Consider the following 19,560-nt stretch of genomic DNA (forward strand, 5'->3'; position numbering starts at 1 on the left):
TTTTCCTCGCACAGGTCTTGTTTCTGACTGATGATGATAGCATAAGGCCATAAGGCAAGAAGGCCGACCAGGGCAGCCGAGTGCGATCTCTTGCTTCTCTCAGCACTGCCGTTAGAAGCGCTTGGAAGATTACAACGGTGATTCGTCTCTTTTTAAGAGAGGAAGCTGTTTTCTGTCATGTCTGACAACAGGGCTACTGTTTCCCTCAGAGCGAAAAGGACGGTAGGAACCAGATGGACATTACAGTTGTGATTCTTGTGCTCGCCCTGATTTGTCTGGGGCTGGTTGTCATCAACAGCTTGCAGCGGCAACGGAGGAGCGGCCCGGCAGCGCATGCTGGTGTTGAGCAAGGCAGCACTCTGGGGGCCGAGGCGATCGAGGCCGGGGGTGATCAGCCGGTCAGCGGCAGTGTGCATAGCCACCATCGCCATGCGCCGCATCCAGAGACATCGCTGCCGTCACATTCATCGGGTTCTCACCATAGCAGCCATACCGGCGGCCATTTCGGTGGAGGTGCCGGCGGCCACTTCGGCGGTCATACTGGCGGCCATTTCGGCGGTCATACCGGCGGTCATTTCGGCGGTCATACCGGCGGTCATTTCGGCGGTCATACCGGCGGTCATACCAGCTTCTGAGTCCGTACCAGCAAGGAGGGAAGCACCCGCAGCGCTTTTCCTCCTTGCTCATACGGCTCGCTTTTGCGGTGACTGACTTTTGCGAGAAAGGTGGCCAGCTTCCAGGGGCGGGTCTGGCGCTGATCCGGATTTTCCCTACTGAGGCTTGCGACCCCAGACGGTCAGCAGTGTGTAGAGGCCACAAAACTCCTCTTGCTGCATTTCAGCCGTTGCTTGCTGGATCAGGCGGCCCAGCTCTTCGCCTGTAGCTACTCCCATTTTGATCAAGAATGGTTGGATCAGCTCCTGGAGCATCAGCCAGTCTTTGAGCATAGGATAGTAGCCTTCGGTGCCCATCGAACACTCAATGGCGCTGGCCCGCAGCTTCACCTCCTCAAAGCCCGCCTGCCTCACCAATCTGGGCAAGACCGGCGTGATCCCAATATGGCGCCCGTCCGCTGAGAAGCTCTGGCCCGCCTTCTTGAGCGCCTCCGCCAGGAGAGCGTTGAAGCGCTCTGCGGCTGGGCTGGTCGTCAGTCCGGACTCGGACTCGGTGAGTCTGATGATCCCACCCGGCTTGAGCAGGCGCCGGCACTCGGCCAGCAGCTTCGGCCAGGCCTCCGGCAGCATGAAGCCCAAGAGTAGCCGCCCATTGATCAGGTCAAAGGAGGCATCGGGGAAGGCCAGCGGCTGCATGACATCCATCACCCGAAAGTGGGCGTTCTCCAGCCCGCGCGACCAGGCTTGCGCGCGGGCGTATTCGATCACTGCCTGGCTGATGTCGACGCCGATCACTTCCACGTTGGGATAGGCAAAGGCCACTTCCAACGCCCAGCCTCCCGGGCCGCAGGCCAGGTCGAGGACACGCCCCCCTGCGGGCAGCGGCGCCCCTTCAGGAAACTCTGGCAAGAGGCCACCCATGCCTCTGGTCAACATCTGGTCCTGATGCATCAGGCGGGCCAGCTCTCCTGCGTTCTCCGAATCGATCACGTAGGAGTTCTGGTCCTCTTCCCGCACGCTGTCATTCTCGGCAGGGTCCATCGTACCTCTCTTCCTTGTGCTCTACGCTACTCCTGGGGCTTGTATCCCCAGACCGTCAGCAGCGAGTACAGAGCACAGAACTCCTCTTGCTGCATCTCGGCCACCGCCTGCTGTACAAGCCTCTTCAGCTGCTCCTGATCTGCCAACCCCATCTTGAGCAAAAATGGCTGACTCAGCTCCAGGAGCATCAGATAATCCTTGAAGACTGGATAATGGGCCTCGGTTTCCACCGACCACTCGACCGCGCTGGCCCGCAGCTTCACCTCCTCAAAGCCTGCCTGCCTCACCAATCTGGGCAAGACCGGCGTGATCCCAACATGGCGCCCGTCCGCTGAGAAGCTCTGGCCCGCCTTCTTGAGCGCCTCGGCAAACAGGGCATGCAAACGCTCCAGGGCCGGGCTGGTGGTCAACGGTAGCTCTGCCTCCGTCAGCCTGATCACCCCACCCGGCTTGAGCAGGCGTCGGCACTCGGCCAGCAGCTTCGGCCAGGCCTCCGGCAACATGAAGCCCAAGAGTAGCCGCCCATTGACCAGGTCAAAGGAGGCATCGGGGAAGGCCAGCGGCTGCATGACGTTCATCACCTGAAAGTGGATGTTCTCCAGCCCGCGCGACCAGGCTTGCGCGCGGGCATATTCGATGATGCTCTGGCTGATGTCCACGCCAAAGACGTGGACCTTGGGATAGGCAAAGGCGAGTTCTAAGGCCCAGCCTCCCGGGCCACAGGCCAGGTCGAGGACACGCCCCCCCTCTGGGAGAGGTGGCCCTGCGGGAAACTCGGGGAGGAGACCCCCCATATGCCGGTTGAGCATCTGGTCTTGATGCATCAACCGCGCTAATTCTGCTTCGTCCTCGGAATTGAGCACATAGGTATTCTGGTTGCGCGCTCTCTCTTGACTATCCCCGGCAGGGTCCATCTCTTCTCTCTCCTCCTTTGTTGATTCTCTCTACTGAGGCTTGTATCCCCAGACGGTCAGCAGCGAGTACAGCCCACAAAACCCCTCCTGCTGCATCTCGGCCACCGCCTGCTGCTCTAAGCGCTCTAAATCGCTCTTGTCGAGGCTCTCCATCTTCAACACAAAGGGCCTCATAAGTTCTAAGCCCATCAGCCAGTCTTTGAAGACCGGATAATGGGCTTCAGTTCCTATCGACCACTCGACGGCACTGGCCCGCAGGCGCACGTTGGCAAAGCCCGCCTGACGCACGAGCCGCGGCAGCACCGGCGTGAGGCCAACATGGCGCCCGTCTGCCGAGAAGCTCTGGCCGGCTTTCTTGAGTGCATCGCAGAGCAAGGCCTGATAGCGCTCTAAGGCCGGACTGGTCGTCAGCGTCAGCTCAGTTTCCGTCAGCCTGATCACCCCACCCGGCTTGAGCAGGCGTCGGCACTCGGCCAGCAGCCTTGGCCAGGCCCCCGGCAGCATGAAGCCAAAGAGCAGCCGCCCGTTGATCAAATCGAAGGAGGCATCGGGAAAGTCCAGCGGCTGCATGACATCCATCACCTGAAAGTGGGCGTTCTCCAGCCCGCGCGACCAGGCCTGCGCCCGCGCATACTCGATCACTGCCTGGCTGATGTCAACGCCGATCACTTCCACTTTGGGATAGGCAAAGGCCACCTCCAACGCCCAGCCTCCCGGGCCGCAGGCCAGGTCGAGGACGCGCCCCCCTGCGGGCAGCGGCGCCCCTTGAGGAAACTCGGGGAAGAGGCCGCCCATGCCTGCGGTGAGGATGCGATCCTGCAGCATCAGGCGCGCTAACTCACCGGCATTCTCAGAGTCAATCAAATAGGTGTTCTGGTTGGGCCTCCTGTTCTCGTCGTGCTCCTTCTCAGACGCCATAACGCCTCTCTTTCAGCAGCTTACTATCTATGCCGATACCCCGATCTGCGTCGCCCACTCCTCTAGCTGCTTCACCTGCGGCCAGCGCGCCTGCCCCTGCCTCAGCAACTGCCTGACCATCGCCAGCGCATAACGGCTGCCGCTTTGCTGCGCCGCCCCCAGACTTGCCCCTAGCGCTTCCACAAATAGCTCCTGATCCCTCAACGCTAACGCTACCGCCGCTCGCCTTGGCTGTAGCTCCGCCAGCGCTCTGCCTTTCGCTTGCGGCCACTGCGCCTCGTAGAGCCGCTGGCTCTCTTCCAAAGCAGCCATCACACCCTGCGTTTGCCCCAGATTGATAAGAATCCGCACGCGCCGGAGAGGAATCGTATACGCAGGAGCATCGGCTAGCCAGTAGCCCGGATCAGTAGCTGGTGAGGTTGAGGCATAGCGGTCTTCAGCAAGAGAGAGAGTCTTAAGCGCCTGGCGTGACTCTTGAAGCAGGCTGTACGCCTCTGCCAGGCCACCAAGCAAATCGGATTCGAGCGCAGGGGACGCTGGCCCATCTTTGAGAGCCAGCCCGCGTTGAAAGCAGAGCAGCGCCTTCTCTGGCCGCGGCCCGTACTGCTCCTTCCCGGGAGCCAGATTCCAGTTGTAGCCGTACCCCAAGTAATCGAGCACGGCCTTGGTGAGCAACGGGTCTGCCGAGAGCTGAGCTTGCTGCTCAGCTTGCCGCAGATGGTCCAGGCGCTTGTCTGGCCATAGTAGATGACGTGCCACCGTGGCTAGAATAAGGTGCACCTCAGCCATCAGCGAGGCCCTTGTCTCCCGCTCCCCTTCGAAAGCTGGATGGTTCTCTAGAAATCGCAGGAGGAGGGCCGCCAGCCCGTGGATCGTCTCTACATGCTCTGCTAGTGAGGCTCTCCACAGCACCCCTAACAACGTCCGCGACACTCCGAGCGCTTCCGCTGTGGTGTAGGGCAGAGCAGGAGACAAAAAGGCTAAGCCGCTCCCTGCCGTCAGGACATAGAGTGCATCGCGTCGCTTGATGTCGTCCTCCTTCGGGGCTGTCTTCCTCTTCCCTCTCTGCTGGCAGACCAGCCCCAGCTCTGCCGCCGTCTTGCCGTAGTACTCGCAGATCAATCGGATCGTATCCAGTCGCAGCGGGCGTCCATGCTCCGCTGCCAGCAGCGTCCCTACTGCAATCCCTATCTTCCCCGCCTGCTCCCTCAAGCCCGCTAGCTCCTGCTCCCGCAGCTTTCGTAACAGGCTCATCCCTCCTCTTCTCCTCCTCTCGCTCCCTCAGCAGGCTCTTCTGTTATGCCGATACCTCGATCTGCGCCGCCCACTCCTCTAGCTGCTTCGCCTGCGGCCAGCGCGCCTGCCCCTGCCTCAGCAACTGCTTCACTTCCGCCCTCCCGTACCGGCTCCCACTCCTCTGCACCCCCTCCACACTCGCCTGCAGCGCCTCCACAAAGAGATCCTGATCCCCTAACGCCAGCGCGACCACTGCCCGTTTCGGCTGTAGATCGGCCACCCCCCTTCCCTTCGCCTGGGGCCACTGCGCCTCATAGAGCCGCTGACTCTCCTCCAACGCCGACAGCGCCTCTCTCGCCTGCCCCAGGTTCAACAGCACCCTCGCCCGGCAGAGAGGCACAGCATAGGATGGACGGTCAGCCAATGCATAGCCAGGATCATGCCGGGATGAGGCTACCGCATAGCTCTGCTCGGCCTGTACCAGCGCGTTGACTGCCTGTTGCGGCTCCCGAAGCAGGCTGTAGGCTTCTGCCATCCCTGTCAGCAAGCTCGCCTCTAGCGCCGGCGAAGCCGGTCCTCCCTTGAGAGCCAGCCCGCGCTGAAAGCAGAGCAAGGCTGTTTCTGGCTGCGGCCTATACTCCCCCGTTCCTGGCACTAAGTCCCAGAGATAACTATAACCCTTGTAATAGGGCAATGCCTTCTGTAAAACGACATCTCCCGACAAATGCGCATAGTGTTCTGCCTGCTGTAAATGTTGCAGCCGATCCCGAGGGCGAAGGAGATGACGCGCTGCAATGGCCTGAATTAAGTAGACCTCTGCCACTACGCGCGCTGTCTCTCCCTGAAGCCTCTTTCCTCCTGGCTCCTTTTCCAAGATCGCAGCCAGCCAGGCGGACGTTTGAGACACTGTAGTAACATCCTCAGACTCCGAGGCCCGCCACAGTGCTCCCACCAGGGTGCGTGCTATCGTGAGTGCCTCCTCCCTGGTCAGGCTCAGACTGCCCATGCCAGCCAGCAGCGCCAGCCCACTGCCGCCCGCCAGCAAGGTCAACGCTTCTCGCCGCTGCATCTCGTCCTCCTTCGGGGCTGCCTTCCTCTTCCCTCTCTGCTGGCAGACCAGCCCCAGCTCTGCCGCCGTCTTGCCGTAGTACTCGCAGATCAATCGGATCGTATCCAGTCGCAGCGGGCGCCCATGCTCCGCTGCCAGCAGCGTCCCTACTGCAATCCCTATCTTCCCCGCCTGCTCCCTCAAGCCCGCTAGCTCCTGCTCCCGCAGCTTTCGCAACAGGCTCATCCCTTTCTCCTCTGCGCTTACTCTTCCACAAAAGGACACCAAGGGGCCTGAATTTCGTATTCCCTCTGACAGTATAACAGCAGGTCATACCGAGTTCAAGGCTTCCTTTTTTAACGGAAATGAACTTGAGACAAAGCTGTCACAAAACTCTCTTTACTGTGGCGGCAAAGCTGGCTATAGTAGATTCGACAGCAGGTCAAGATATAGCTTCTTCACCGTATTAACCCTATCTTTCTCTAGAAAAAGGGTAAGGGAGACTATTCACTCAAAACCAATGACGAGGCTTTTTCAATGCTCGATGATACTGCTAACCATACGTATCGACGTCAGGATGATCATCTAGAACAGGAGAGCCGCATCATGGCCACCGCCCTTCTTCCTCGCGGCAGCGAGGTCCCCAGGCATCGCTGTCCTCGCTGTCGCGAAGCAGACTTCAGCCAGCGATCTTCCTTCAGTCAGTGCCGCCTACCCGAGAGCCGCCAGGACCATCTCAGCGCCCTGCGGGCCGAGCTAGGGGCAAGTGAGGAGACCGAGCACCTCATTGATTGGCTGCTTGACATGTGGGAAACCATCGACCTTCTCATCGCCCGCTTCGGGGCGGCGCGCGCCTGGCAGATCATCGCCACGCCCGCCGCCCTCTGGCCGCAACCCATCAGTAGCGAGGAGCTGGGCGCGCACCTGCACGGCGAAGAAAGCGCCCTTGCTGATCCGCCGACCGTCTACCCCTGAATACAAAGGAGACTGAGCATGTTCTTCATGCGCCTCTGGAAACGGTTGCGCTCCTCCCCGGCAGAGCCAGGGCAGGCCGTCGACGAGATCAACCAGACTGAAGCAGCGGTTCCAGACCACAAGAGCAATGGGCGTCGGCGCCTGTCAGACGTGCCCTACCTGCTACCCAAGGATCTGGACGAGATCAACCGTCTGGACTTTCAGCATTATGTCCTGCGCCTGGCTCTGGGACGGCTCACCTTTGCCCCCGTCGACGAGCAGCTTCGGCAGGGCGGGCAGGTGCTCGACGTCGGCTGCGGAACGGGCCGCTGGGCCATCGAAATCGCCCGGCTCTACCCCCTCACTCACGTCACGGGCCTGGACCTGGAACAGGCCAAAGCGACGACGCCGCCTCCCAACTATCGCTTTATCCAGGGGAATCTCCTCCAGGGCCTGCCCTTCGCCGACAGCACCTTTCACTACACTCATCAGCGCTTCCTCGTGGCCGCCATTCCCCTGGAGCGCTGGCCGGGGGCGATCTGCGAGCTTTACCGCGTCACCGTCCCGGGCGGCTGGATCGAGCTGATCGAGCTTGGGGCCGAGACACGCAACGCCGGCCCTTGCCTGCAGCAGCTCATCGCCTGGGGGCGTCAGCTCGCAGCCCCGCGCGGCATCGACGGCACCCAGATGAGCCGCCTGGGCGAATGGCTCCAGCAGGCTGGCTGCCGTCAGATCTACACACACACCCTCTGGCTGCCCGTTGGTGCCTGGGCCGGGCGCCTGGGGCTCCTGTTCATGCGCGACCTCGCGGCAGGCTTCAATGGACTGGAAGCCCTGGCCGTCCGCGCATGCGGCATCACCCCCGAGCACTTTCGCCAGACCATCGCCGCCCTTGAGCAAGAGTGCAACCAGCACCAAACACGCTACGCCTGCTACCTGGCGGCAGGCCAGCGCTAAGCCCAAGCGCAGCCGGAGAGCGCAGTCGGCCTGGTCACATCAGCTCTGTCCGCTCCCAGACCGAAGCCGAACAGCTGGAGAAGAAAGGAAGAAGAGGGGAAAAGCATGAAAAGAACAGCTATGCGGCGACCCTATCACCGCGGGCCACGGGTCGCCAGTCCTGGCGGCCTCCGCCCGGAGGAATGGCGTGTTCTCATCCTGGCCCGTCAAGGACTGGCCCGACGCCAAATTGCCGCCCAACTGGGTGTCAAAGTCGAGACTATCAACCTCTATTTCCAGCGCATCTACGAGACGCTTGGCGTTCACTCCTGGCGCCAGGCCATCGAGCAAGCGCCCTGGGAGAAATGCCCACTGGAAGCCCCGCCTGGCTCTCTGGAGCAGCAAGGACCAGCACAAGGGCCAGCAGACCCATAGCAAACCCATCGCAAACCCATCGCAAACCCATCGCCCCCCAGTCTCTGACGCTAGCTGCAGCAGAGGGCAGGGAAGCCAGTTTGTGGGCAGGCCCTGGGCGGACGCCCCAGGCGCGCCGGCATGAGGCGAACGCCCAGGCGCCCACCTGCTCAGCCAGGGCACGCCACGCAACCCGAGAATCATCAGCAGAAGCAGAAGAGGAGTTGACGTCATGCCATTACGCCCAGAAGATGCCCGCTTCGCCATCGGCCTCGACCTCATCCTCACCGACGCGGATCGCAGCCAGATTGCCCTGATCTTGCGCGCGGACGAGCAACGTTACGCCCTGCTGGGAGAAAAAATGCGCTGGGGAGAGCGCGCTGATCAGGCTTTTCTGCGCGCCTTGCGCGAAGAGCTGGGCCTGACAAAGATCCTGCCCAGCCGCGTCAATGGCGAACTCAACCGCAAGCTGCAGGCCAGCGGCATCCTGTGCTGGCAACTCGCCGGACTCTTTGGTCTCCTGCGGCCCGAACGCGATCCCCGCTTTCTCCAGGCCCCGCTGGCCGAGCGCGCGCAGGTCCTCTCGCTGGCCTATCTGGTCGACTGCGATCTGAGCCGCCTTCAGCAGGTCGTCAAGCCGGGGAACAGCGTCCTGCGGCTGGAGCTTTTCAGCCTGACCGCGCTGCCCACCCTCTTTCTCGACCATGCCGAGCTGATCAGACACATCCTTGAGGCCGAGCGACGCGGAGAGCTGCCGCTGATCCGTTAGTCCGCTCGCTCAGCCGGGTAGCAAGCCAGACGAGGGCCGGCCCCCTCACCTTCTTGCTAACGCAGAGGACCCTGAGCGGAGCCTGCTCGGGCTGGCCCGCCCAGGGTCCTCGCCTTACGTGCCCACCTCAGCCGGCTGGCTGGGCGGGCGCCGGGAGTCGCCACCTAGCCGCGCGCGCGCTCGGCAGCCTTCAGAATGGCACGGCGCGCCATCACAGCGGCCATCTGCGCCCGATACTGTTTTGAACCGTGGATATCCTCCATCAGCTCCAGGCCCTCAGCGGCATGACTGGCCGCCTCGGCCACCGCTGCCTCGTCCAGTTGCTTGCCCACCAGGGCCGCCTCCACCGCCGCTGCCCGTGTTGGCATCATACCCGCCCCCGTAATCACCACACTGGCAGCCGTACAAGCGCCATCGGCCCCCAGCGTCACCACCGCCGCGCAACCCGCGACCGCATAGTGCGACGCCTTATTAGCCAGCTTCGTGTAGGCGCTGCCCGTGCGCGCCGGCGGCAGCGGGAAACGAATCTCCGTCACCATCTCGCCCGGCTCCAGGGCCGTCGTGAAGGTCCCCAGAAAGAAATCATCCGCCGCGACCGTTCGCTCCCCATTGGGGCCGCGCACACGAATCTCCGCCTTCAAGGCCCGCACCGCCCCCGGCATGTCCGCCGACGGATCAGCATGCGAAATACTGCCGCCGATCGTCCCCCGGTTGCGCACCTGCGGATCACCGATCACCGAAGCGCACTCGGGCAAGAGGGCAAAATGCCGGCGCAAGACCTCCGAGCGCTCAATCGTCGCATAGGTCGTCAAGGCACCCACCGCCACCACATTACCCTCTTCACGAATATAAGAAAGGCCCGGAATACGGCCAATATCGATCAAGTGAGCCGGCTGAGCCAGACGCAGCTTCATCGTTGGGATCAGACTATGGCCGCCGGCCAGCAGCTTGGCATCATCACCGTACTGCGAGAGCAGGGCAATGGCCTCATCCACCGAGGTCGCAGGATGATACTCAAAAGCGGCAGGAATCATCAGACATCTCCTCCTCGCATCGTACGTCAGTCAGTCGGCCAGAGCGAGGGAGTGCAGACCAGCCAGAGAGAGCCGATCGACGATCTGCCCGCCTGCCGGAGCGCCTTCCCATCCCTGGCCCTGGCCTTCATCAGCGACGTTCGTCAGGGCAACAGCTCACAGGCAGCTTCACGCCTGAGGCTGGGCCTGTTGCTGCTGGATAATCCGCCAGATGCGCTCGGGCGTCAACGGGATATCGACATGCGGCAGACCGAGCGCATCGGCCACCGCCGCAGCGACCGCTGGCGTCGCCGCGATCGTCCCGGCCTCGCCCACGCCCTTGACCCCGAGCGGATTATACGGCGTTGGCGTCACCGTATGATCCAGCTCAAAAGGCGGCAGCTCCGAAGCCAACGGCATCGCATAGTCCATAAACGTCGACGTCAGCAACTGGCCATTCTCATCGTAGACCACGCCCTCAAAGAGCGCTTGCCCGACCCCCTGAACAATGCCCCCGTGGATCTGGCCCGCCACCAGCAACGGATTCAACTGGCGACCGCAATCATCGACGGCCACATAGCGTCTCAGATGCACCTCGCCCGTATCCTTATCGATCTCCACAACGCAGATATGCGTCCCGAACGGGAAGGTACAGGCTTCCGGCTCAAAGAAAACCGTCGTCTCCAGTCCCGGCTCGATCCCCGGCGGCAACGTATTCGAGAAATTGGCCGCCGCCGCCACCTCAGCGAAGGTCACCGCCTTCTGCGGCGCTCCAGTCACCGAGAACTTGCCATCCTCCAGCGTCACATCCGCCGGACTGGCCTCCAGCATATGGGCGGCGATCTGCTTCATCTTCTCCTTCAGCTTCTGCACTGCATTATAGACCGCCGTTCCGCCCACCGCCGTCGTGCGGCTGCCGTAAGTGCCACGTCCCTCGGGCGTCGAATCGGTATCGCCGTGCAGCACCAGCACGCGCTCGATTGGAATGCCAAACTCATCGGCGGCAATCTGCGCGAAGGTCGTCTCCTCGCCCTGGCCGTGCGGCGAGGCCCCCGTATAGATCAAGACATCGCCGCTCTGATCGACGCGCACCCGCGCGCTCTCATACAGACCAAAGGGGGTCAAGCCCTTGGGACCAATGCCGCAGATCTCCACATAGGAAGAGATGCCAATCCCCATCAGCTTCCCCTGGGCTCGCTTCTGAGCCTGCTCGGCGCGCAGCTGCTGATAGCCGATCAACTGCATGGCCTTCTCCAGGGCCAGCTGATAATTGCCACTATCGTAGACTGTACCGGTGGCCATCTTATGCGGGAACTGCTCCGGCTTCACAAAATTGATCATGCGCACCTCGGCAGGATCTTTGCCCAGGGCATGAGCCACCAGATCGACGGCCCGCTCCGCGATATAAGCCGCCTCGGGCCGGCCCGCTCCGCGATAGGCGTCGGTCGGCGCCTTATTGGTGAAAACAATATCGCAACTGCCATAGGCCACCGGGATATCGTAGCAGCCGCAGATCATCGGCAGCGTAAAGGCAATCGCGATCACATCCGTAAAGAACTGCAGGTAGGCGCCCAGATCCGAGACCACATGGACCTTCAAACCAGTGATCTTCCCCTCGCGCGTCGCCGCTACCTCCACATAATCGATCTGGTCGCGTCCGTGGATAGTCACCGCCAGATTCTCGCTGCGGTCCTCGATCCACTTCACCGGGCGGCCCGTCTTCATCGCCGCAAAGGCGGCCAGGGCCTCTTCAGGATAAATATTGAGCTTGCAGCCGAAGCCACCACCGACCTCGGGCACAATCACCCGTACCTGATGCTGCGGCAGACCCAGCTGCTCGGCCAGGTAGTTGCGCAACAGATGAGGAATCTGCGAGGAGCTCCAGATGGTCAGCGTGCGATCCGCCTTGCGGAACTCCGCCACCACCCCGCGCGTCTCCATCGGCGAAGGGGCCAGACGCTGATTGACAATACGCTGCTTGACCACAACGCCGCCGTTGGCCTGGGTCTCGGCAAAGACACGGTCGATCTCATCGGTCGGGGGACGCACCGAAGCGGCCACATTCGTCCCGAACTCCTCATAGAGCAAAGGCGCATCGGGCTGAGCCGCCTTCTCAGGATCAACCACCGCCGGCAGCGGCTCGTAGTCAACCTCGATCAGATCGAGGGCATCGCGCGCCCCGTAGCGGCTCTCGGCGATCACCACCGCCACCGGATCGCCGAAGAAACGGACCTTGCCCTCAGCCAGCGGCCCACGCCGGCCCATACCATTGGTGATGTGCGGCGGCAACGGCGCCGCCACCGGGATAGTGCCAACCACTCCCTTGAGGTCCTGCGCTGTGTAGACCGCCACCACACCCGGCGCCTGTTTAGCGGCCTCCGTATTGATGCTGCGAATGCGCGCGTGGCCGTAGGGGCTGCGCAAGACAGCCATGTAAAGCATGCCGGGGAGCTTGAGATCGTCGACGTAGGTCGCTTGACCGGTGATCAGACGGGGATCTTCGCGCCGCTTAATCGGCGTACCAACCAGTGCAGCAATACCCATAAGCAACCGTTCCTTTCTCCTCGTAACAGGCAACAGAGACGTCTAGAGGAGACCTGGCCAGTTCAACCCAGCCAACACAGCCCGCCTCGCCCCACGCGGAACGAACAGGCGGACGGCCTGCAGACAGCGCTGTCTGAACCAGGTAAGCACTCATCTTGTTGCTGGATGACTACGTGAACGCCAGTAACAACTGTCGCGCATAGCCAAACCTCGCTGGAGCAGCCCAGCGCGGCAGGCTCTGCCGGGTCAAGGCAATGAATGAGGTGGGAGACCGGGCCGGCCAGACGCCGGCTCAGTGCAGCGGAAGAGAGAGGCCAGGAGGGCCCGACTGACACTACTCGCTGGCACCCACGGGCTGCGAGACACCGGCCTGCAGCTTCTCTGCCGCATACTGGACAGCCCGCACAATATTTTGATAGCCTGTGCAGCGGCAGATATTGCCCTCTAGACCCTTACGGATCTCCTCTTCGCTCGGGTTGGGGTTGGTCTTCAGCAACTGGTAGGCCGCCATGATCATACCTGGCGTGCAGAAACCACACTGCAGCCCATGCTTCTCCCAAAAACCTTCCTGCAACGGATGCAGCTGTCCCTCTGGAGCCAGGCCCTCGATGGTTGTCACCTCACAGCCGTCCGCCTGCACGGCCAGTACGGTGCAGGACTTGACCGCCTCACCATTGAGTAGCACGGTACAGGCCCCACACTGCGAGGTGTCGCAGCCGATGTGCGTACCCGTGAGATCCAGCACATCGCGTAAATAATGCACCAGCAACATGCGCGGTTCGACCTCTGAACGGTATTGCTGACCATTCACAGTCACCGTGATTTCGCGCTTCGTCGTCATTGGTGATACCCTCCATGTGGTCGGTTTCATCAGGCCCGTGAATGAGCTTGCATGCTTCTGCCCTCAGTTCAGTATACAGGGGCCTGGAACAGCATAGGACCAAAAGGGAACAGCTCGTGTCTGTGCATTGGACTGCAGCCAGAGAAGCGGATGGCCTGGACGCATTGGCCATCGACCCAGCCACACCACAGGGCCGCAGGCGCTCAGATGCCCCTATTCGCTCGCTGACAACTCACTCTGGATGCTTGAGAGTCACGGGGAAAGGATCAACACAGGGCAGGCTCGCCAGATCGCTGCCCCCCTGCCTCTTCATCGTTGTGGCTTCTCCTTCCTTTCTCGCTCCTTACACACGCCCAGAGAGAACGACCTTTTGAGCACCTTGCACACCCGAGTCGCTCACCGGCCCCACCCCACACCTGCGCCCGCTGAGGCTTGCACTGGACCGCAGGCCCGCAATCGCGGGAGAGAGCCAGGGCAGCTCCCTGCAGAGGCCACACGCTTCAGATAAGCGCGCCAGACCGGTAAGAACTCGTTTCAACTGACAGATAGAGAGTAGCATACGAATGGGCTGAGTGTCAATCGACACCAGGCCCATCAAGCCGATTCCTTGCCCCTCCCCCGCTCGCCTGTGGTACAATATCCCTGATTTTTAATAGGGTACAAAGTACACTAACTGAGGAGGGCTTCCGATGCATCGCCGCGCCCCCAGTGTGCACCCGGGATTAATGACTGACATGTACCATCCAGACGCTGCCTATGTAAGCTGGCGCACCGGTCGCAACGGCCTGGCCACCTTTGACCTCTACACGCGCTCCGCCCCCTTCGGCGGCGCCTATCTCCTCGTCGCCGGCCTGGAGGCCGCGCTCGAATTCGTCCAATCGTTTCGCTATACAGAAGAAGAGCTGACCTTTCTGGCACGCATCCGCGACTATGATGCCGCCTTTCTGGACGAACTGGCAAACCTGCGCTTCACCGGCGAGATCCTCGCTATGCCGGAAGGCTCCATTGCCTTCCCTAACGAGCCAATTCTGCGGGTGACGGCGCCGTTCCGCGAAGCTCTGCTTCTGGAAGCCGGCATTATGCAGGCCATCAATCTGGCGACGCTGATCGCCACCAAGGCCTCGCGCATCGTCTACGCCGCCCAGCAGGGCCAGTCGCGCCGCGTGGCCGAGTTCGCTTTCCGCCGCGCCCAGGAGCCAATGACTGTGGCCCGCGCGGCCTACATCGGCGGCTGCGCCAGCACTTCGCTGCTCAACGCCGCCTATGAGTTCCGCCTGCCCGCGACCGGCACAGTCCCCCATGCTCTGATCGAGTTGTTCGACAGCGAGGAGGAGGCTTTTGAGGCCGTCGCTCAGGCTTACAACCGCTATACGCTGCTGCTGGACACCTACGATCCGCGCCGCGCTATTCACACGGCAATCGAGGTGGCGCTGCGTGCTCAGGAGACCCTGGGCCATACGCTGGCCGCTGTGCGCATCGATAGCGGCGACCTGGTGGCCGATAGCCTCTACATCCGCGAGCAGCTTGATAAGGCGGGCCTGCAACAGGTACGTATCCTGGCCAGCGGCGACCTGGACGAGTGGAAGATTCTGGAGCTGCTGCAGGCCGGTGCCGCCATCGATGCGTTCGGCGTCGGCACGGCCCTGGGAAGCGGCGCCGGCTCGGTCGAGCGCGGGATCGCCGGCGGCTCGCTCGGCGCGGTCTACAAGGAGGTCTGGTACGTTGATGAAAACGGCACGGAGTATCCCAAAGTCAAGCTGGCCAGCGAGAAATCGACCTGGCCGGGCAAGAAAGAGATCTATCGCCACCCCCAGTGGGAGGAGGATGTGGTGCAATTGGCCCACGAGCCGGCCCCCGTCGGCTACCATCGCCTGTTGAAGCCCGTGATGCGCAATGGCGAGATGGTGCCCGGCAGCCTGCCCCCACTCTCGGAGATCCGCGAGCTGGCTCAGCAAAACCTGGCCGCTCTGCCCGAGAAGTACCGGGCGCTGACGGTGCAGGAGCCCTATCCCGTGCGCTTCAGCGAGGGACTGCAGGTGCTGCGTCGTCAGGCGGCCCGCATCGTGGGGGTCGAACTGCCCGAGTAGAGCCAGCCAGTCGGGTGGGCCACTCGCGATGACGGCCCACCTGGCTAGGACTTGGCGGCAAGCGCTACTGCTCTCTCCTCCTGGTGGAGTATAATGCAGGGGAGTCAATCCTCCCAGGGAGGTTGAAGGGTGACGGGAGACGGGATCATTGATCAGGAAAGAGGAAGAGAGCATGGCCGAGAGCGCCATCGAGCCGCCAGAGCAGGCAGCCTGCCAGGAGAGAGCGCCGGTCAGCTACAGCCCGGCGCCGGCAGAGGGGTCATCGACAGCGGCGAGAGAGCAGGAAAGCAAGCAAGCAGAGACGATAGTGTGGACGCCAGGCTTTATTGTGGTTTTCGCCTTGACTCTCGGCCTGGGCCTGAGCGCAGAGTGCCTCTTGACCAACGGCTGGCTGGCCCATCTCTACAGCGGTAACTGGCCCCAGCTCGCTCATCTCGGGGCGTTGTTGCTGCTGTGGCTCGTGCTGCTGGTGCGCGGGCGCACGGCCTGGGCACGGCTGGGGGCACTCTTTGGTTGCCTGTGGGCCTGCTTTGAGGGCCTCAATCTGCTCTTCAATCTGCGCTCCCAGCCGGGGGCGGTCGCCTATTTGAATGCCTCGGGTAATCTCTCCTTGCTGGGTATGTACCTCTGCTTCGCCACAGAGCGGGCGCGCGCCCCTCGCTGGGACACCTGGTTCTTCGCCCTGACTCTGGTAGGCGGAAGTAGCATCGTCCTGGCCGATTACCTGTTGACCGCCGCCGATCAGCGCTCTTTGACGACGGTCGCCAATGCCATCGCCGCCCTGGCCCTCTGGCTGGCGCTGCTGATCTGGTGGCTGCGCCCCGCTTGCTGGCGCCTCCACCCAGGGCCAACTTTCCTCTGTGGGCTCTTCCCCCTCATCATCCTGCTTCTCTCTATCCCAGGAATCACAAACAGCTTCAATAATCTCTTCTTTCTGCAAGTAGCGGATCTCTCCCTGCTCCTGGGCGGCCTGCGGATTCTGCAGGCCCAGCGCGTTCTTTCCTGAGAGAGTCTGCAGACGAGGGAGCCACTTCCGGCTCGTTCAACCGTTTTGGAAGGAAAGAAAGAGAGGAGAGAACGCCGCGAGGAGCCAGAGAGCGAAGCGCGAACGCTTCGCGCCACGCCTGCCCGGAGGGCGTGTACTCAGCAGGAGGTAACCAGGAGGTAACAGGCAAGATGTCCCCACAGTCCGAGCCACAGCACGCCGACGATCTCTACGCCACCCTGGCCATTAGCGCTGAGGAGGCCAGAAGCGGTACCAGCCGCATGCTCACCCTTCCCGACGGGCGTCAGCTCCCGCTGACTCTCCCGGCGGGTGTGCAATCGGGCCAGCGCCTTAGCTTTGCCAACCAGGGACGGCGTCGAGACGATGGCAGCTACGGCTCGCTCCAGCTCACGATCATTGTGCTGCCCGGGCCGCCCGTGGGCGGGCTGGCTGGACGCTCCTCAGAGGAAGAAGTCCCTACCCAGCTCAGCAGCGATCAGCTCCAGCTGGCGGCTCCCGCCGCGCTCGCCTCCTCTGCCTCAACAGTGGGGCAGACGGCGCCTCCCCCTCCCCATACGCCGGGTCCCCTTCCGCCGACCCTGTCGTCTCCAGCGCTCTCCCGGCAGCGCCCGGCCACGGCAGAGCGAAAGGGCACCAGCCCGCGCCGTGGCCTCTGGCTGATCGCCACCATGGTTGTACTGCTCATACTGATCAGTAGCGCGCTCCTGCTGGAGCAGCAGCAGCAGCAGGCCCAGGAGCAGGCGCACGCCACGGCCACCAGCGCCGCCGCTACCTCTCTCGTGGCTAGCAGACAGGCCAGCGCGGTGGCCCAGGCCACGGCTGCCGCCCAGGCCACCGCTTCGGTCATCGCCGCCTACCCCAATCCTTACCCACCGGGCGGTGGTAGACTGGTGCTCTATGCCCCCCTGAGCGATGCGCGCAACAGCATCGGCTGGGAAACCGGCGTCCACTGCATCTTCCGCTCCGGGGCCTACCACGTTGTGAGCCAGGACCCACGTTTCTTCGACCAGTGCGGCAACGGCATCAGCTACAGCGATTTCACGCTCGAAGTTGAGATGACCATCGTAGCGGGGGATCAGGGCGGACTGCTCTTCCGTGGAGCGAATATCGGCGACAACCACTATTACCTCTTCCAGATCGGCACCACCGGCATCTATACACTTTTCGCCTACACCGGCGGCGACCAGACCGCGGAGCTGACGCGCGGGATCGCCCTGAACTACCAGCGCGGCCTCGGCCAGACCAATCTCCTGGCGCTCGTGGCTCGCGGCAATAGTCTGACCATCTATCTCAATCACGATCCCGTGGTACAGGTCAGCGATGGACGCTATCGGGCCGGCGAGCTGGCTCTGCTGGCTGTACCGCTGGCCAATGGCGGACAACCAACAGATGTGGCCTATCGCCATCTCAAAGTCTGGACTTTCTAAATCCCAAGTGGATGGTGTATAATACGCAGCCAGGAAAAAGAGACTGATCCAGAAAGCAGGGCTATCAGCCAGCCAGCCAGCCAGCCAATACAGGGTAGGCAGGGAGAGGCAGAGAGAAGCAGAGAGAAGCAGCCAGAGGACGCGAAGAACCGAAGGAAGCATGCATGTAAAGCCTTGAGGCTCGGAGAGGGACGATCCATCATGACCACAACTGCCACCATTCCCAAGGGGAAGTACCACATCTGGACGGTCGGCTGTCAGATGAATCAGGCCGACTCGCAGCGCATTCAGAGCATGCTTGATGAGTTGGGGTGGGAAGAGGCGAGCCTGGAGCAGGCCAATCTGGTCGTGCTCAATACCTGCAGCGTGCGCCGGGCGCCCGAGGAGAAAGCCCACAATCTGCTGGTGCGCCTCAAGCAGATGAAGGAGCGGCGCAGCGATCTGCTGATTGCTCTGATGGGCTGCATGATCGGCAATCAAAAGACCATCGACGAGCTGACGCACCGCTATCCCCATATCGATCTGCTCTTCAAGGTAGAGCAGGCCGATATCCTGCCGCGCTTCCTCGAAGAGCGCTGGACGCCTATCTCCGGAGCGGGCTGCCTGGATATCGAGTATCAGGATGAGAGCGGCCAGCTGCACCAGCTCCAGCCGCTGCCGTGGGAGGCGGAGACGGAGACGGAGGGGCGCCCCCATCAGCATCAGAGTCAGCCGGCGCCGACCATCGCCACCTCGCTCAGTCGCAGCGGGCAGCGCACGGTCTTGCCAATGGCCATCACGCCACGCCCTGGCGAGCGCGTGGCCCACTATCCGACCAAGATCGAGGCGCGCTATGTGGCGCCTACCGCCTGGCTGCCGGTGATCTTGGGCTGCAATAAGGTCTGCACCTACTGCATTGTCCCCTACCGCCGGGGCCGTGAGCGCAGCCGCCCGCTGGCGGAGGTCTACGCCGAAGCGCAGTCCCTGGTGGCCAAGGGCGCCCGCGAGCTGACACTGCTCGGCCAGACCATCGAGGCCTATGGCCTCGATCTGCCTGGTCAGCCCGATCTGGCCGACTTGATGGAGAAGCTGAGCGAGATCGACGGCCTCAAGCGCATTCGCTTTATGACCTCCTACCCGCGTCACATGACGGATCGCATGATCCAGCGCATGGCAGCCCTGCCCAAGGTCTGCGAGCATGTCAATATTCCTGTGCAGTCGGGCGACGACGCCGTGCTGCTCCGCATGAAGCGCGGCTATACCATCGCCGAGTACCGCGAGCTGATCGCCAAGCTGCGCGCCTGGTGGCCCGGTGTGACGCTCTCGACGGATGTCATCGTCGGCTTCTGCGGCGAGACCGAGGAGGAGTTTCAGCATACGCTCGACCTGCTGGAGGAGATCCGCTTCGATGTGGTTCACGTGGCCGCCTACTCACCTCGCCCGGGCACGGTGGCGGCCCGCTGGTCCGACGATGTGCCGCTGGCCGAGAAGAAGCGCCGGCTGCACGCCGTTGAGGAAGTGCAGGCCCGCATTGCTCTGGAGCTGAATGAGCAGTATGTGGGACGAGTGGAGGAGGTGCTGATCGAGGAGAGCAATACGCTGCATGGCCGCCGTCAGTGGAAGGGCCGCAACCGCGGCAATAAGCTGGTTTACTTCCCTCCCGCTGATGACGAAGGACATCTGTCCTTCCACGATGGACGCGAGGCGGGCGTCGATCTGGAGGCGCTGCGCCCCGGCGACCTGGTGCAGGTGCGCATCGAGCGCGCGACGGCCTGGTCCTTGCAGGGTTGCGCCGTTGCGGTATAATAGGCGGGCCAGG

At 62.5% G+C, this 19,560-nt stretch carries 17 protein-coding genes; 9 read left to right on the top strand and 8 right to left on the bottom strand.

Annotated features, from left to right (window positions below; genetic code table 11):
- The first annotated feature begins 233 nt into the window (after positions 1–233).
- Positions 234–635 (top strand): hypothetical protein, encoded by a 402-nt coding sequence (locus BGC09_RS22120; RefSeq protein ID WP_084658006.1) that lies wholly within the window; start codon positions 234–236, stop codon positions 633–635.
- Positions 636–770: 135 nt separating this feature from the next.
- On the opposite strand, the gene BGC09_RS06240 is transcribed toward BGC09_RS22120, so the two are convergent.
- From BGC09_RS06240 to BGC09_RS06260, 5 genes are read right to left on the bottom strand one after another with little or no spacing between them, the layout of a single operon-like run.
- The gene (locus BGC09_RS06240; RefSeq protein WP_069803031.1) at positions 771–1,655 is read right to left on the bottom strand and encodes a class I SAM-dependent methyltransferase; all 885 of its coding nucleotides are present in this window, start codon (positions 1,653–1,655) and stop codon (positions 771–773) included.
- A gap of 26 nt (positions 1,656–1,681) precedes the next feature.
- Complete coding sequence (locus BGC09_RS06245; RefSeq protein WP_069803032.1) at positions 1,682–2,569, bottom strand: class I SAM-dependent methyltransferase; 888 nt, start codon at positions 2,567–2,569, stop codon at positions 1,682–1,684.
- Between the two features lie 30 nt (positions 2,570–2,599).
- The gene (locus BGC09_RS06250; RefSeq protein WP_069803033.1) at positions 2,600–3,487 is read right to left on the bottom strand and encodes a class I SAM-dependent methyltransferase; all 888 of its coding nucleotides are present in this window, start codon (positions 3,485–3,487) and stop codon (positions 2,600–2,602) included.
- A gap of 27 nt (positions 3,488–3,514) precedes the next feature.
- Complete coding sequence (locus tag BGC09_RS06255; protein WP_069803034.1) at positions 3,515–4,741, bottom strand: tetratricopeptide repeat protein; 1,227 nt, start codon at positions 4,739–4,741, stop codon at positions 3,515–3,517.
- Positions 4,742–4,784: 43 nt separating this feature from the next.
- On the bottom strand, positions 4,785–6,017 hold the full coding sequence (locus tag BGC09_RS06260) for a hypothetical protein (protein ID WP_069803035.1): 1,233 nt from the start codon (positions 6,015–6,017) through the stop codon (positions 4,785–4,787).
- 291 nt (positions 6,018–6,308) lie between these two features.
- On the opposite strand from BGC09_RS06260, the gene BGC09_RS06265 reads away from it, so the two are divergent.
- From BGC09_RS06265 to BGC09_RS06280, 4 genes are all read left to right on the top strand, one after another.
- The gene (locus tag BGC09_RS06265; RefSeq protein WP_069803036.1) at positions 6,309–6,746 is read left to right on the top strand and encodes a hypothetical protein; all 438 of its coding nucleotides are present in this window, start codon (positions 6,309–6,311) and stop codon (positions 6,744–6,746) included.
- 18 nt (positions 6,747–6,764) lie between these two features.
- Positions 6,765–7,682, top strand: a complete 918-nt coding sequence (locus BGC09_RS06270) for a class I SAM-dependent methyltransferase (RefSeq protein WP_069803037.1) — start codon at positions 6,765–6,767, stop codon at positions 7,680–7,682.
- Positions 7,683–7,787: 105 nt separating this feature from the next.
- Positions 7,788–8,096, top strand: a complete 309-nt coding sequence (locus tag BGC09_RS06275) for a helix-turn-helix domain-containing protein (protein ID WP_084658008.1) — start codon at positions 7,788–7,790, stop codon at positions 8,094–8,096.
- A gap of 211 nt (positions 8,097–8,307) precedes the next feature.
- Positions 8,308–8,844, top strand: a complete 537-nt coding sequence (locus tag BGC09_RS06280) for an NUDIX hydrolase (RefSeq protein ID WP_069803039.1) — start codon at positions 8,308–8,310, stop codon at positions 8,842–8,844.
- A 164-nt stretch (positions 8,845–9,008) separates the two neighbouring features.
- Here BGC09_RS06280 and BGC09_RS06285 read toward each other — a convergent pair whose 3' ends face one another.
- The 3 genes from BGC09_RS06285 to BGC09_RS06295 form a co-directional block, all read right to left on the bottom strand.
- Positions 9,009–9,878, bottom strand: coding sequence for an FAD binding domain-containing protein (locus BGC09_RS06285; RefSeq protein WP_069803040.1), 870 nt, complete (start codon positions 9,876–9,878; stop codon positions 9,009–9,011).
- A 168-nt stretch (positions 9,879–10,046) separates the two neighbouring features.
- Entirely contained in the window at positions 10,047–12,401 is a 2,355-nt protein-coding gene (locus tag BGC09_RS06290) for a xanthine dehydrogenase family protein molybdopterin-binding subunit (protein ID WP_069803041.1), read from the bottom strand.
- Positions 12,402–12,735: 334 nt separating this feature from the next.
- Entirely contained in the window at positions 12,736–13,242 is a 507-nt protein-coding gene (locus BGC09_RS06295) for a (2Fe-2S)-binding protein (protein ID WP_069803042.1), read from the bottom strand.
- Between the two features lie 689 nt (positions 13,243–13,931).
- On the opposite strand from BGC09_RS06295, the gene BGC09_RS06305 reads away from it, so the two are divergent.
- The 4 genes from BGC09_RS06305 to BGC09_RS06320 all read left to right on the top strand — a co-directional run bounded on the left by BGC09_RS06305 (position 13,932) and on the right by BGC09_RS06320 (position 19,547).
- The gene (locus BGC09_RS06305) at positions 13,932–15,329 is read left to right on the top strand and encodes a nicotinate phosphoribosyltransferase (protein WP_084658010.1); all 1,398 of its coding nucleotides are present in this window, start codon (positions 13,932–13,934) and stop codon (positions 15,327–15,329) included.
- A gap of 172 nt (positions 15,330–15,501) precedes the next feature.
- Entirely contained in the window at positions 15,502–16,335 is an 834-nt protein-coding gene (locus BGC09_RS06310; RefSeq protein ID WP_069803045.1) for a hypothetical protein, read from the top strand.
- Between the two features lie 170 nt (positions 16,336–16,505).
- Positions 16,506–17,762 (top strand): 3-keto-alpha-glucoside-1,2-lyase-like domain-containing protein, encoded by a 1,257-nt coding sequence (locus BGC09_RS06315; protein WP_069803046.1) that lies wholly within the window; start codon positions 16,506–16,508, stop codon positions 17,760–17,762.
- 201 nt (positions 17,763–17,963) lie between these two features.
- A complete protein-coding gene (locus BGC09_RS06320) occupies positions 17,964–19,547 on the top strand; it encodes a MiaB/RimO family radical SAM methylthiotransferase (RefSeq protein WP_069803047.1) in 1,584 nt (527 codons plus the stop codon).
- The last annotated feature ends 13 nt before the right edge of the window (positions 19,548–19,560 follow it).

Source organism: Thermogemmatispora onikobensis, assembly GCF_001748285.1.
In the GTDB taxonomy this organism is placed as follows: domain Bacteria; phylum Chloroflexota; class Ktedonobacteria; order Ktedonobacterales; family Ktedonobacteraceae; genus Thermogemmatispora; species Thermogemmatispora onikobensis.